Source organism: Flavihumibacter sp. ZG627 (genome assembly GCF_000814325.1).
Lineage (GTDB): Bacteria > Bacteroidota > Bacteroidia > Chitinophagales > Chitinophagaceae > Flavihumibacter.
In genome coordinates, this window is sequence record NZ_JPHF01000001.1 from 213,753 (window position 1) to 228,158 (window position 14,406).

General features: G+C 43.3%; 11 protein-coding genes. 7 read left to right on the forward strand and 4 right to left on the reverse strand.

Features of this window, described 5'->3' with window-relative positions; all coding sequences use genetic code 11:
- Nucleotide 1: 1 nt before the first annotated feature.
- From HY58_RS00925 to HY58_RS00935, 3 genes are read right to left on the reverse strand one after another with little or no spacing between them, the layout of a single operon-like run.
- Complete coding sequence (locus HY58_RS00925; RefSeq protein ID WP_172644579.1) at nucleotides 2–1,855, reverse strand: BatD family protein; 1,854 nt, start codon at nucleotides 1,853–1,855, stop codon at nucleotides 2–4.
- A gap of 19 nt (nucleotides 1,856–1,874) precedes the next feature.
- Nucleotides 1,875–2,573 carry an SDR family oxidoreductase gene (locus HY58_RS00930; protein WP_039126396.1) on the reverse strand — a complete coding sequence of 233 codons (699 nt, stop codon included), beginning with the start codon at nucleotides 2,571–2,573 and terminating at the stop codon, nucleotides 1,875–1,877.
- Nucleotides 2,574–2,590: 17 nt separating this feature from the next.
- A complete protein-coding gene (locus HY58_RS00935; RefSeq protein WP_082022013.1) occupies nucleotides 2,591–3,511 on the reverse strand; it encodes a DUF2167 domain-containing protein in 921 nt (306 codons plus the stop codon).
- A 69-nt stretch (nucleotides 3,512–3,580) separates the two neighbouring features.
- Between HY58_RS00935 and HY58_RS00940 the strand changes: the two genes are divergently transcribed.
- Nucleotides 3,581–4,282 (forward strand): YjjG family noncanonical pyrimidine nucleotidase, encoded by a 702-nt coding sequence (locus HY58_RS00940; protein WP_039126402.1) that lies wholly within the window; start codon nucleotides 3,581–3,583, stop codon nucleotides 4,280–4,282.
- A gap of 89 nt (nucleotides 4,283–4,371) precedes the next feature.
- Here HY58_RS00940 and HY58_RS00945 read toward each other — a convergent pair whose 3' ends face one another.
- Nucleotides 4,372–5,031, reverse strand: coding sequence for a phosphatidylserine decarboxylase family protein (locus HY58_RS00945; protein ID WP_039126405.1), 660 nt, complete (start codon nucleotides 5,029–5,031; stop codon nucleotides 4,372–4,374).
- Between the two features lie 63 nt (nucleotides 5,032–5,094).
- Between HY58_RS00945 and HY58_RS00950 the strand changes: the two genes are divergently transcribed.
- The 6 genes from HY58_RS00950 to HY58_RS00975 all read left to right on the forward strand — a co-directional run bounded on the left by HY58_RS00950 (nucleotide 5,095) and on the right by HY58_RS00975 (nucleotide 14,330).
- Complete coding sequence (locus tag HY58_RS00950; RefSeq protein WP_039126408.1) at nucleotides 5,095–6,234, forward strand: formimidoylglutamase; 1,140 nt, start codon at nucleotides 5,095–5,097, stop codon at nucleotides 6,232–6,234.
- A 41-nt stretch (nucleotides 6,235–6,275) separates the two neighbouring features.
- On the forward strand, nucleotides 6,276–7,619 hold the full coding sequence (gene dacB / locus HY58_RS00955) for a D-alanyl-D-alanine carboxypeptidase/D-alanyl-D-alanine-endopeptidase (protein WP_082022014.1): 1,344 nt from the start codon (nucleotides 6,276–6,278) through the stop codon (nucleotides 7,617–7,619).
- A gap of 92 nt (nucleotides 7,620–7,711) precedes the next feature.
- Nucleotides 7,712–9,598 carry a DNA mismatch repair endonuclease MutL gene (gene mutL, locus HY58_RS00960; protein WP_039126416.1) on the forward strand — a complete coding sequence of 629 codons (1,887 nt, stop codon included), beginning with the start codon at nucleotides 7,712–7,714 and terminating at the stop codon, nucleotides 9,596–9,598.
- Between the two features lie 117 nt (nucleotides 9,599–9,715).
- Nucleotides 9,716–12,637 (forward strand): glycoside hydrolase family 3 N-terminal domain-containing protein, encoded by a 2,922-nt coding sequence (locus HY58_RS00965; RefSeq protein WP_039126419.1) that lies wholly within the window; start codon nucleotides 9,716–9,718, stop codon nucleotides 12,635–12,637.
- Between the two features lie 71 nt (nucleotides 12,638–12,708).
- Nucleotides 12,709–13,995, forward strand: coding sequence for a phosphopyruvate hydratase (eno, locus tag HY58_RS00970; protein ID WP_039126421.1), 1,287 nt, complete (start codon nucleotides 12,709–12,711; stop codon nucleotides 13,993–13,995).
- Between the two features lie 23 nt (nucleotides 13,996–14,018).
- Nucleotides 14,019–14,330, forward strand: a complete 312-nt coding sequence (locus HY58_RS00975; protein WP_039126423.1) for a septum formation initiator family protein — start codon at nucleotides 14,019–14,021, stop codon at nucleotides 14,328–14,330.
- Nucleotides 14,331–14,406: the final 76 nt, after the last annotated feature.

The window sequence follows — 14,406 nt, forward strand, 5'->3', positions numbered from 1 at the left end:
TTCATATTACCCGGATCGCGGCCATTAGTGCTTCTGTTCTTTCAATCATTGAGCCATCAATAGTTACACTGGATTCCGGAACATACAGTGACCACTCGCATTTATCCCAGATTTCCTTTAAAACGCTAATGTTTTTTTCTGATAATCCCCTTAATGCAAGCAGCTCTAGTGCCAAAGGTTTCTGCTGGGCCGATCGTTGCAACTTCATTTTGAAGCTTATGACCTCCCAAAGACCTTTCTCTATTCCCAGGTAGAAGTTACGGCCATCCTTTTCCTTTAATGCTTTGCGTGCCATCAGTAATGGGTCAGATAGAGCAGATGGGGCTACAATTTTCTTGTCTTGTTCAACCTTCACTAACAATTCCTGTTCTACCCTGGCTAATTCAGCTTTCTCTTTCTTCTTTTTGCGACCATAAAATACCAGGAATATTATTAAAGCAAGCATTAATACAGGCAACCAAATAAGCCCATTGGAAGATTTATCATTTGCAGAGCCATCAATTACGCTCACCGGAAGAATTATATTTCGGTTAATCCCAGGTGTTACAGTTAAACGTAAACTGTCCGTTTCTGCTGTCCGGTAGGTTTTTGAGATGGGGTCGAAAAAGCTGAAACTTATTCCTGGTAAATTAAATGTCCCGCTCTTTTCCGGGGTGAATGTATACACTATATATTTCGATCCGGTCATAGGCGCAACAACTTTATTGATATCTTCCTTTACCAGCGGGTCATAAACAAGAAAGCTGTCAGGCAGGTTCCAGGCGGGGGCATTTACGAGTGGGATATTTCCACTGCCTTCTATCCTAAGATCCATGCTTGCGTTTTCACCCGCAGCTACTTTGCTGTCATTCAGGGTCGCTTTAAGCGTAAAATTTCCAACTGCTCCATTAAAGCCGGGAGGCGCGCCGTCCGGGAGAGGATTTACTGTTATAGTCAGGGGCTGGCTGCTTAGGGTAATATGATGCTCCTCCCAATTACCCATATTATCTGTCAACAGATCATCAAACATGCGTTCCAATGATGATCTTGGTTGTTCTGCCCTTCCATCTGAATTTTTCCTTCGAAGAAACCGTACGGTATTCTGCAACTCAACTGGTTCAAGAACGAAACTTCCTTCCTGCAGAGGGAAAAGCTGAGTTTTGCGGATGATATGGACCTGGTAGGGTAACCCGTTAAAAGTTTCAATTGAAGCGCCACCGCCATCAGGGGCTACCATATCATATACACTGAATCCATTCATGGAAGGCCGCTTGCTCACCCTCGATTCAGAACGTAATCGGGTATACAGTTTATAAGTGGCTACTATAGGCTCTCCGATATAGGCAGTTGTTTTGTCTACCTCAAGCCTAACCAATAAATTATTCCTGATCTTATCTGCCGCATTCTGACCGGGCTCCAATATATAATCTTCCTCAGTTCTTTGCATCATTTCCGGTATTCCCGGGTTTATTGGATAATTATTGGGACTTGGAGCGGGGGCATCCGTTACTTCAATGGCAACATTATTCGATTGCATCAATCGTCCATTTATTGTTGCCGTTGCTCCTGTTATTATTATACGCCCCAACTTTTGTGGCCTCAGTATATAGGTTATGGCTTTATACTGACTAAGCTGTCCATTCACGAGGCTCATGCCTGTAGTTTCCACCGGCCCTTGCATTACAAGAAAATCACGGAAAACAGGGGCACGGAAGCCCTCCATCGCCGTTGCATTTTCCAAAATGAACTGTAGCTGCAATACTTCATTTATGCTGATGGTCTGCTTTTCAACGATTGTGGAAAAACTTGGTTGGGCTTTTATTAATTGCGGTACAAGCAACCAAAGACAGATAATTATTAGGTAACGAATTTTCAATCTTAAAATGTTTCGGAATTCAAAGATCGCCCAATTGTGGTCTAAGTATGATATCTTCCACACAGGCCTGGGGTGATAACCGGCTGGCAGCGTTAACCATTATAGCTATATCCGTTGCTGTCATGATTCGTTCCGGATCAATTCCTGCTCCTTCCCAGGAGGCAGTATAAGCGGCACCCGGCATAACCGCCGTTACCTTAATACCATATGATTTCATTTCTTCACGAAGGTTACGGCTAAATCCAAGTAAAGCATATTTACTTATTCCATAAGATCCACCGTTAGGATATGCATTGAGGGAAGCAATGGAGCATATATTGAATATATGACCTGATTTCCTGGCCATCATGTAAGGCAGAAATGCCCTGGTAGTGTGATAGGCGCTATGTAAATTCAGCAACATCATTTCTTCCATCACTCCTTCCGATTCGTTATGAATACTTCCCGGTATGAATGATCCGGCATTATTTACAAGAATATCAGGAATTTTAAATGATATTACCCATTCTGAGAAAGCCTTTATCTGCTTGCGGTCACTCATATCAGAGGGCATGGCATTGATGGAACTGCCGGGATAGCGATTTAAAAGCTCTTCAGTAGTTTTATAAAGATTTGCTTCGCCGCGGCTACATAAAAATAAAGAATGGCCACCAGCAGCAAACTGTTCCGCTATTGCTTTGCCAATCCCTTTACTGGCACCTGTAATCACAATATTCATGCTTAAAAATAAGCATCTTAAGCTTCCTTCCTTCCTACTTTTCTTTTAAAGGCTATAAATGATCCGGATACAAGCCCTGCAATCACCAAAGTCCCTAACACAATTTTTGGCGATATTATACTTCTAGTAGCAGCCTGCCCGGCAGCATTTCCTGTGATAATTGTACCCACGGTCAATTCTGCTATTGAATCAGTTCGCTTATCGAAATCATCATATTGATGGCCATCTGTAAATTTTGCTATTGCTATTACATTGGGCAGGTCTTTTTTTACTTGTTCAAGCTGGGGCATCGTAGCCACCGCATTGAAACTTATCATACTATTCCTTCCAAGAATTCTTGCCTCATAATTAAGTACATTTATATCACTACCCGTTACAGCAATCTCTTTCGCCCAGTGAACCCTATGATTATCCTTATCATAACTTGGAACAGCAGCCCAACCCACTATATTCATAGTATTATAACCCATTTCAAGCCTTCTTGTATTTGCCTTTTCCTGGTTGCGTTGTAATTCCACTATTAAATCATCATAATTTGTTTCGCCCGCATCATGATCTTTAACATACCCAATGGGATGATGGCTGATAACATAAGTAAATTCCTCATCGGCATTGTTGATACGGAACGATTTTCTCACCAGCATACCCAGTACAGAACTATCAGGTAAGTTTCCCCACAAATCTTCCAAAATGAACCTGGTTTGGGCTGAGTCAATGAATTTGTACTGTTCAGGAATATCCAGCACAACACTATTGCCAGCTATTAATATACTGCCTGCCTGGTAACGAATTTTTTTGTCGGTTGAATCAAGCTGCTTTTTAAATTGCTTCCTTAATGCTTTTTCGGCCCTAAGGGATGCTTTTGAGCCATCAGGATTTCCTGCATAAGCCATAGTGGAAATTACCAGGGCCAAGCCTGGCATTAAGATCCTTAACATGTTGAAATCGGGTTTCGGGTTAGTAAGGCAAGTTTACATCATTATAACGTAACCAATATCTTTGTTGCAATGAAAAAAACGTACCGTCATATATTTTTCGATCTTGATCACACTCTCTGGGATTTTGAATCAAATGCCTTACAAACATTAAAGGACATTTATTCTTCTCTTCGGTTATGTGAATTTGGAATCGAAGACTTTGAACGCTTTCACCAGCAATATATTTTACACAATGATAAATTATGGGAGCGTTATCGTAATGGTTTTATTAAGGTTGATGAACTCCGATGGAAACGTATGTGGCATACTTTACTCGATTTTAAAATCGGTGATGAAAAGCTCGCCCGACGAATGGGTGATGAATTCCTCAACTTGTTGCCTACCCGAACAATACTTTTTCCACACACCAATGAAATCCTGGATTACCTCCAAAGAAATGGCTATTCTCTTCATTTGATCACCAACGGATTTGAAGCCACCCAGCATAATAAATTGAAATATTCTAATATTGACGGGTTCTTTTCAAAGGTCATCACCTCTGAAGGCAGTAACAGCCTGAAGCCCCATCGTGAAATATTTGAATATGCCTTTAAAATAACAGGCGCAAATGCCTCTGATAGCATAATGATTGGAGACAATATTGAAGTTGATATAAACGGTGCAAGAAATGCCGGAATGGACCAGGTATTTGTTAACCATATCAGTGACCAGCCTGATCAAAATGCCACCTATACAGTGTACTCCCTGTTAGAGCTTAAAGAAATTTTTTAGCAGAAGGCAGTATTTTTTCATATTTTTTCGGGTTTAAGTTAATTGCCAAGATAAAATCAATAACGTTAAATGTAAAAACAATAATTGCTTTAAAGCAAGCTGGCCAGAACAGTTACCCCTCCTTTAACTTTCTGTTCCAATGAAACATTTACCCGGCTGCCGATTGGCAGCAGAATATCAACCCGGCTGCCAAATTTAATGAAACCGAGTTCTTCATTCTGCTTAACCTGCATGCCTGGTTGTAGATAATTCACGATCCTTTTGGCAACTGCACCAGCAATTTGTTTTACAAGTATTTCATTGGTTCCCTTTTTTATCACTACACTATGGCGCTCGTTCTCTGTAGAGGATTTTGGATGCCAGGCAACCAGGTATTTGCCCTTATGGTATTTGCTATATATTACATCACCTGAAAGTGGATTTCGGTTTACATGCACATTAGCCGGACTCATGAAAATGCTCACCTGAAGCCTTTTATCCTTAAAATATTCCTCATCAAAAACTTCTTCAATAACAACAACCTTTCCATCTGCCGGGCAAATCAATAAAGAATCGTCGTAAGTCATGTTTCGGGCTGGAAGGCGGAAAAACGATATGATAAAAAGCAGGAGGGCTAATAAAAGCACGAATATTATCCAGCTTACCAGCGGTGAATAAGCACTGATAAAGAAGAAGGAGAGGAGATTCAGGGATGCAAATATCAGCGTAGCAATAGCAATTGATTTATAGCCTTCCTTGTGAATGGTCATGTTAGTTGTTTAAAGTGCAAAATTAGGTATAAGCCCAAAGTGACCAATTATTATCTTGCAGCCATGAGTGATTTGCAACACCTTACAGATTTTCTCGATCCCATATCTATTGCACATATAAGCGGTGATGAGGGATTTCGTTCCGGACAGATCGGAAAAAATATTCGGGTTCATGAAAAAGACCTCTTCCCTGAATTGGAAAATGTTGACCTTGTGATTGTTGGTTGTGGTGAAGAACGGGGTCTGGGAATGGGTAAACCATTTTCCAGAGCACCGGACCATATCCGCGAAGCTTTATACAGGGCATTTTACTGGCACAATGAAATAACCCTGGCCGATATAGGAAATATAAAAGTGGGTGACTCACTCAGCGACACTTACGCCGCTTTGCGGATTGTGATCCGTGAAATCACGGATGCCGGTAAGATCATATTGATACTCGGTGGCGCCCATGACCTCACCCTTTCCCAGTATCATGCTTATGCAGATCGAAAGCAGATCATAGAGGCCGCTTGTATTGATGCCAGAATAGACCTCGACATGGAATCCTTGCCTCAGTCAGAACATTTTATGATGGAGATACTAACTGGAGAACCAAATTTTCTCCGGCATTATAGTCACCTGGCTTTCCAGAGCTATTATGTACACCCTTATATGCTGGAGAATATGGACAAATTGAGGTTTGATTGTTACCGTGTCGGACAAATTAAGGAACAGGTTGATGAAATGGAGCCTGTGCTGCGGAATTGTCATATGCTGAGTTTCGATTTGTCCGCTATCGCAAATGCCTATGCGCCCGGTTCAGCCATCTCACCCAATGGCCTGAATGGTGAAGAAGCCTGTGTATTAGCACGCTATGCAGGGATGAGCCATACCGTTAATAGTTTCGGGATCTATGGCTACCAGCCTGCTAATGATGTAGCAGGTATGACTGCAAAACAGGTTAGCCAGATGATCTGGTATTTCATTGATGGGATCAGCAAAGGAAGACGTGAAGACTCTATAAATGAAAGGGAATCATTTTATGAATACTATACTGCATTTGCTGAGGTGGAAACAGTGTTTCTCCAGAGCAAAAAAACCGGAAGGTGGTGGATGCAGCTTCCCGATAATAAATTTATAGCCTGCTCCTACAAAGATTATTTGATTGCCAGCAATAATGATATACCTGAAAGGTGGTTAAGGGCTCAGGAAAGGTCATAAACCCAATAGCCTATTTACAGCTTTCAACCTAATTTTATCCAATGCTACCATCGAGATTACTCCACTTTTTCCTGCTTACAACAGTTACCATATTTTTTTCTTGCTCTGCGTCAAGAAAAATTGATCGCTCCGCACAATCTCTTCTCTTGAAAAGAGAGGGTATTCTTAACGCGCATGTCGGCATAAGCATCTTTGACCCGGAAACCAAAACATATCTGTATAAACACCAGGCAGATAAGTATTTCGTACCAGCCAGCAACACAAAGCTGTTTACCATGTATGCTGCCTTGAAATACCTCGGCGACTCAATTGTGGGTATACGCTTTCATGAAACGGTCGATAGTATTTACCTCCAACCTGCGGGAGACCCTACTTTTTTACACCCTGATTTTATTAAACAGCCCATAGTAGAGTGGCTTCAGAAAACAAACAAGGAACTGGTGATCTCCGATGCCAATTTCACCGATAAGGAACTTGGCTTTGGCTGGGCCTGGGATGATTTTAATAGTGGTTATATGGCCGAACGAAGCCCGCTCCCTATTTATGGAAATGTCATAAAATGGACCCAGGTGATCGAAAAAGCCGAAGATCAATCGGGGAAACCAACCGATAATGCATTCGTTTTTTCTGAACCTGAAATATCCTGGAAAGTAAATTTTAATCCCGCAAAAAGCGATCGCTTTAACGTTATTCGTGAACGCAATAGCAATATCTTTTACATTACTGAAGGCAAGGAGATCCTAAATACAAGGGAGGTTCCCTTCGTTACAAATGGTGTTCTATCCGCCCTTGATCTATTGCGTGATACCATTGGCCGTTCTGTTTTATATGTGCCGGCAGGAAGTGCAAAGCCACCAACAGCTTTGAAACACTCTCAGCTACGCGACTCTCTTTTAGCTATCATGATGCATCGCAGCGATAATTTTTTTGCCGAACAAGTACTATTCATGTGCTCTCAGCAATTATTTGGCGTGATGAATACCAGCAAAATCATAGACACCCTGCTTAAAGGCGACCTTCGTAATATGCCTCAGGTGGCAAAATGGGTGGATGGTAGTGGCTTAAGTCGATATAACCAGTTCACCCCCAATAGCATAATATGGTTGTTGCAGGAGATAGAAAAGCTTGGCAGCAGGCAACAGATCCAGGCAATTTTGCCTGGTGCCAACGAAGGCACACTTGCTGGGTATTATAAAGAAATGCCTGGTGCTATTTATGCCAAAACGGGAACATTGAGTGGGCATTTGGCACTTAGCGGATATCTTACTACCCGAAAGAATCGCCGCCTTCTTTTTTCTGTAATGGTGAATAACCACAATTCCAGCGCAGTTACTATACGCCGAAGTGTCGAGGCTTTTCTTAAAGAAATCTACCAGAAATATTAGAACGGCTCTGGTACTCCATAGTCCCCTGTACAGGTATCTGACAAAAGGTATGCTTTTTCCTATCTTCGCTTGCAGAAAATCACAAAAAGAAATTGGCGGATAGTATACAATTATTGCCCGATCACATTGCTAATCAGATCGCGGCGGGAGAGGTGATTCAAAGACCGGCCAGTGCCGTGAAAGAGTTGCTGGAGAATGCAGTTGATGCAGGCGCATCCGAGATCCGGCTCATAGTGAATGATGCCGGAAAATCTCTGATCCATGTTGTGGACAACGGAAAGGGGATGAGTGAAACCGATGCAAGACTCTGTTTTGAGCGACATGCTACCTCAAAGATCCGCCAGATCGAAGACCTATTCCATATCAATACAATGGGCTTCCGGGGTGAAGCCCTTGCTTCTGTGGCCGCCGTTTCCCAGGTTGAATTGCGTACCAGGAGGCATTCGGATGAGATGGGAACCTATATTGAAGTTGAAAACAGCGAAGTTCTTCGACAGGAACCCTGCGCTTCCTCTCCTGGTACAAGCATTGCCATGAAAAACCTCTTCTTTAACGTACCTGCGCGGCGTAATTTTCTGAAAAGCAATGCCGCTGAAATGCGCCATATCATTGATGAATTTATCCGTGTGTCAATGGCCTTTCCTCAATTATTCTTTTCACTTTCACACAATGGACAACAGGTTTTTCATCTTGAGAAAGGGTCCTTGAAACAACGTATTGTTCAGATCCTGGGAAACAGCTACAATGCTAAGCTTGTTTCAGTACACGAACAAACCGATTATCTCAATATTCAGGGCTTTGTAGGTAAACCGGATGCGGCTAAAAAAACACGTGGCGACCAATATCTCTTTGTTAACAATCGATTCATTCGCAGCGCTTACCTTAATCACGCTCTGATGCAGGCCTACCATGACCTGATCCCGGCCGATAGCTTCCCGATGTATGTGCTTTTTATTGACCTCAATCCGGAACATATCGATGTCAATGTACATCCCACCAAGCAGGAGATAAAATTTGAGGACGAAAAAATCGTTTATGCTTTCGTTCAGGCAGCTGTAAAGCATGCCCTTGCCCAATTCAGTATCACTCCCACCTTAGAATTCGATATTGATGCCGGGATCCAGCAATCTGATGCTGTATCTAAACCTTTTACTGCCGCTCAACAGTCGGCCGCAAGTAATTCTGATCTGTTCCAAACTTTTAGTCGCGCTAACCAGGCCCATTTTATTGAAAAAGGAAATAGTTCAACTGTTTCCGGTACTGACCAGATCCCTGATGGGGGATTGCAAAACTGGAAGGATTTTTTTGAGCCGGCCTTAAGATCCTCCACTGATAACTCAAGTACTGAGGCTCAGTATGATAGATCACCAGGCTTTGATTGGGAGCAACCCCGGAAAAAGTGGCAGTTACTCGAACATGGTGATCTGCTTCAGATCCAGCAACAATATATAATTGCCCCAAGCTTGCCGGGATTCTTACTTGTAAACCAGCAATTAGCCCACGAAAGGATCCTATATGAGCGCTACGCCGCTGCTCTTGTTGGAAAACCCATGGCTACCCAGCGCAGTCTGTTCCCGGTTACACTCGATCTCTCACCCACGGATGCCACATTAATGACCGAACTTCTGGGTGATATGGGCTTACTAGGATACCTGATCGAGCCTTTCGGACAAAATAGCTTTGTAGTTCAGGGTACTCCCGCAGATGTCCTACAGGGGAATGAAAAATCTTCTATAGAAAAACTGCTTGATCAGTATAAACACTTTAGCTCCGACGTAAAATTCAGCCGCCGTGAACGACTGATCCGTTCTCTTGCCACTCAACACGCTATTAGGCCCGGCAGCCAGTTATCTCAAAGAGAAATGAGACAACTGGTGTCAGACCTGTTGAGCTGTGCCCAGCCAAATATTACAGCTACCGGTACAGCAACTTTTATAGAATTTAACCATGAATATCTTGCCCGGCTTTTTGGAAATTAAGAACGCATCCCTTTAATCTGGCTCAGTTCAAATTATTTTGCGGGTTCCTGCAGGTTTATTCATTTTTCTGTTGGGGTCTAGTTTTTTAACTTAGTCGCTCACTACAGCAGATGGAATATGAAGAATTATTGGTTTGCCTTTATTATCGCCCTCACATTTTCAGGATCAGTATCAGCCCAGAAGAATACAAACTTATCGGCCGAAAAATGGGTGGATAGTGTTTTTAATACCCTTTCGGAAAATCAAAAGATCGCCCAGCTTATGGTCGTGAGGATGTCGGGCTTGAAAAATGGTCGGCCTGTGTTTTTTGATAAGGAAGTAGAAGAACTTGTCAGGAAATACAATATCGGGAGTATCTGCCTGTTCCAGGGCGGACCCCTTCAACATGCTCAAAGAGTTAACCACCTTCAGTCCATTGCCAGAACCCCTATTTTGGTTACCGTTGATGGTGAATGGGGACTCGGTATGAGATTCGATAGTGTACAATCGCTCCCCCGCCAAATGATGCTCGGGGCCATGCAAAACCCTGGTTTGATGTATGAATATGGCAAATTGGTTGCCGACCAATGCCGCAGGGCAGGCATCCAGGTTAATTATGCCCCGGTAGTGGATATCAATAATAATCCTGATAATCCCGTAATTAATGAAAGATCTTTTGGTGAAGACAAAAAAAAAGTGACAAATTTTGCCCTCCAGTATATGAAGGGCATGCAGGATAATGGTGTTATGGCTAGTGCCAAGCATTTTCCGGGGCACGGGGATGTGTCAGTCGATTCACATCATGACCTGCCGGTCATTAATAAATCCAGAACCGAACTCGATTCGTTGGAACTGTACCCTTTCCGTGAACTTATAAAGGCAGGTGTTGGTAGCGTGATGGTGGCCCATTTGTCTGTTCCCGCAATCGATAAAACGCCAAACCTGCCCACAACTCTTTCTGTCAATAATGTAACCCACCTGCTCCGGGAGCAGTTAGGCTTCCAGGGCATCACTTTCACCGATGCACTCGAAATGCAGGGGGTAGCAAAATTCTTTCCCAAAGGGGAAGCCTCCGCAAGGGCCCTGATCGCTGGCAATGATATGCTCTGCCTTCCGGGTGATGTGCCCGGTAGCATAGCTGCAATCAAAAAAGCGATAAAAAAGCGCCAGTTGAACTGGAAAGACCTTAATCTGCGGGTCAAGAAGGTACTTCTTGCCAAGTACCAATATGGATTGGCAAACTGGTCGCCGGTTAGTACACAGAATCTTACGGAAGACTTAAATAAAGGTATCAGTACCCTGCGCCGCAGAGTGGCGGAGGATGCAATAACCCTGCTGAGGAATGACAACAGTGCTATTTTCCCTCTTACTGCGGGTACTAACAGGCGGGTTGCATTTGTTGGGATAGGATTAAAAAAGGACAACCTTTTTTCGGCACGCATGCGCTCAGATTACGACGCGCATACCTATTATTTCGATTATACCAGGGGTAGGGAAAAGGCAGATGCCCTTCTCCAGGTGCTGAAAAATGATTACGACGTAGTGGTTTTGTCAATGCACGGATACAACAGGGTGCCCGCCCGGAATTTCGGGATCAGTGAAGCCGCTGTTTATCTTGCCACCCAACTACAGCAGCAACACCAAACAGTGACAGTCTATTTTGGCAACCCATATGCAATGCGTAACAGCTGTTCAGGTAAAGTATTGATTGCTGCATATGATGACGATCCTATTACCCATGAAACCGCCGCCGATATACTGAATGGTAAATTCAGCGCAAAAGGCAAACTTCCGGTAACTGTTTGCGAAGGATTGCCCTCAGGTTCTGGCCTTGTACAACAACGCCTACTCCCCGAATCATGGCCCGGAAACCTGAATCTGGATCTGAATATGCTTTCGCAAATTGACTCCATTTGTGAGGACGCCATTGCTCAAAAGGCAATTCCCGGCTGTGTAGTACTTGTTGCCCGCGATGGTAAGATTGCATACGAAAGATCATTCGGTACCTATTCCTATACCGATTCCACCCGGGTGTATTGCGAAACCCTCTATGATATGGCTTCTGTAACAAAAGTGATGGCAACAACCTTATCGGTGATGAAGCTTTATGAAGAAGGAAGGCTTGATATTCACAGGCGGATAGGAGATTATCTTCCCTGGACCAAAGGCAGTGATAAAGCCGGAATTATGATCAAAGACCTTCTTATGCACGAAGGCGGATTAAAATCATTCATACCTTTTTACCGGGAAACCATCAATCCACTGGATGGCTCCCCCAACGGGTCAATTTATGCCTTCCGCCCTGATTCCGTTTTTTCAGTAAGAGTTGCTGAAAATCTGTATATGCGTGCAGACTGGAATGATACCCTTTATGCGCGTATCCTTCAGAGTGAACTCGGTCCAAGGGGTAAATATATATATAGTGACAATGATTTTATATTTCTGGGTAAGATCGTAGAAGCTATCAGCGGTAAGTCTTTAGACGCGTATACCCGCGAAACTTTTTACCAGCCCCTTCAACTGAACGCTACCGGATTTACTCCCAGAACCCGCTTTCCGGCATCCTATTCTGCCCCCACCGAAGAAGAGACAATCTTTCGCAAACAATTGATTCAGGGCGATGTACATGATCCTGGTGCAGCCATGTTCGGAGGTGTGGCCGGCCACGCCGGATTATTCAGCAATGCTTATGAAATAGCCGTACTCAGTCAGTTACTGCTCAATAAAGGCACCATTAATGGTATCCAATTCTTTAAGCCCTCCACTGTCAACTTATTCACCGCGTATAATACAAAAAATAGTCGCCGGGGTCTTGGATTTGATAAACCTGAAAAAGATAACCATATCCGTGAAGAGCCATATCCTTCCGCTTCCGCTTCCCCGGAAACATATGGTCACACTGGATTTACTGGCACCTGCGTATGGATAGACCCCAAATATAATCTTACCTATATCTTCCTGAGCAATCGGGTGAACAATAACGGAGATCCCAATAAGTTTCTGAGGATGAGTGTTCGCCCAAAAGTTCATGAAGTGATCTACAAGTCTATTAAGCAATAATTCCCCTAAACTATCCTTACATTTGTTTCGCTTGCTATGTACCCATTCATAACAAAACCAAAAGCTAAAAAATGAGCTACATTTCTGAAGTACATGCCCGGCAGATCCTCGACAGCCGCGGAAATCCAACTGTTGAAGTAGATGTGATTACAGATGAAGGTGCCCTTGGACGGGCTTCTGTTCCGAGTGGAGCCAGTACTGGCATTCATGAGGCCGTGGAATTACGCGATAATGATAAGAAAAAATATGTAGGTAAAGGTGTTCTTAAAGCCGTTAAAAACGTCAATTCGATCATCTCCGATAAACTTTTGGGATGGGATGTTTCAGACCAGGCAGGAATTGATAACCTGATGATTCAGTTGGACGGTACTCCAAACAAAGGAAAACTGGGTGCCAATGCAATTCTGGCAGTTAGTATGGCCGCGGCAAAAGCAGCTGCCCTTGAAGCGGCTCTTCCCCTTTACCGGTACATCGGGGGAACCAACGCCAAAACCCTCCCCGTTCCTATGATGAATATCGTCAATGGTGGCGCCCATGCCGATAACAAGATCGATTTCCAGGAATTTATGATCATGCCAGTTGGCGCCCCTGACTTTTCAGAAGGCCTTCGTTGGGGAGTAGAGATCTTTCATACCCTGAAAAACGTACTCAAGAAAAAAGGTTATAGCACTAACGTGGGTGATGAAGGTGGATTTGCTCCGAATATTCAAAGTAATGAAGAGGCCATAGAAACAGTGCTGGAAGCAATCACCGCTGCCGGATACAAAACGGGCTCACAAATCATGATAGCCATGGACGCAGCCAATAGTGAACTCTGGGATGCTAAAGCCAAAAAATACGTTTTCCATAAGAGCGATGGTAAAAAAATGAGTTCAGATCAGCTCGTAAAATATTGGGAATCATGGGTAAAGCAATACCCTATTGCCTCAATTGAAGATGGTATGGCCGAAGATGATTGGAATGGTTGGAAAGCACTGACTGAAGCTGTAGGAACAAAATGTCAGCTTGTTGGTGATGACCTCTTTGTAACGAATGTTGAGCGCCTGCAACAGGGAATTGACAAAAAAATTGGGAATGGTCTTCTGGTGAAAGTAAATCAAATAGGAACCATTACTGAAACGATCAATGCTGTAACCCTGGCGCAACACAATGGTTATAACACTATTATGAGCCATAGGAGTGGAGAAACGGAGGACACCACTATCGCAGATCTCGCTGTCGCATTGAACTGCGGACAAATCAAAACCGGTTCTGCAAGCCGTACAGATCGTATGGCAAAGTATAACCAACTGATACGTATAGAAGAATTGTTGGCAGAAACGGCCGTATACCCGAAAAATCTTAAATTCGGAAAATAACGCTATGGCCAATCTCTATTATAATGAATAAAATCTTCAACCAGATACCGCCATTGCTCCGGAATAAATATATCCTGGCAGTGGCGGTATTTGCTGTCTGGATGGTTTTCTTTGATGACCGGGATATTATTACTACCCACTTCCGGTATAAAAAGGAACTTAATGACCTGAAGCACAGTAAGATGTATTATGAGGAAAAAATCGCGGAAACCCGTGCGGAACTTGATAAATTACAGAATGATCCCCTGCTTCTCGAAAAATATGCCAGGGAACGCTACCGCATGAAAAGGGATGATGAGGATCTCTATATTATCGGTGAATCCAAGACGCACTAAATTATTTTTTGGTTAAGGCAATATTACCCATTTGATGTCGTTTATATCAATGGACGAAACCCCGGATTGGACCCCG

Excerpts from the sequence above, each read along its gene's own strand:
- eno (WP_039126421.1), top strand. The coding sequence starts at position 12,709 with ATGAGCTACATTTCTGAAGTACATGCCCGGCAGATCCTCGACAGCCGC.
- dacB (WP_082022014.1), top strand. The coding sequence starts at position 6,276 with ATGCTACCATCGAGATTACTCCACTTTTTCCTGCTTACAACAGTTACC.
- HY58_RS00935 (WP_082022013.1), bottom strand. The coding sequence starts at position 3,511 with ATGTTAAGGATCTTAATGCCAGGCTTGGCCCTGGTAATTTCCACTATG.
- HY58_RS00975 (WP_039126423.1), top strand. The coding sequence starts at position 14,019 with ATGAATAAAATCTTCAACCAGATACCGCCATTGCTCCGGAATAAATAT.
- HY58_RS00945 (WP_039126405.1), bottom strand. The coding sequence starts at position 5,031 with ATGACCATTCACAAGGAAGGCTATAAATCAATTGCTATTGCTACGCTG.
- HY58_RS00965 (WP_039126419.1), top strand. The coding sequence starts at position 9,716 with ATGAAGAATTATTGGTTTGCCTTTATTATCGCCCTCACATTTTCAGGA.
- HY58_RS00930 (WP_039126396.1), bottom strand. The coding sequence starts at position 2,573 with ATGAATATTGTGATTACAGGTGCCAGTAAAGGGATTGGCAAAGCAATA.
- HY58_RS00940 (WP_039126402.1), top strand. The coding sequence starts at position 3,581 with ATGAAAAAAACGTACCGTCATATATTTTTCGATCTTGATCACACTCTC.
- HY58_RS00950 (WP_039126408.1), top strand. The coding sequence starts at position 5,095 with ATGAGTGATTTGCAACACCTTACAGATTTTCTCGATCCCATATCTATT.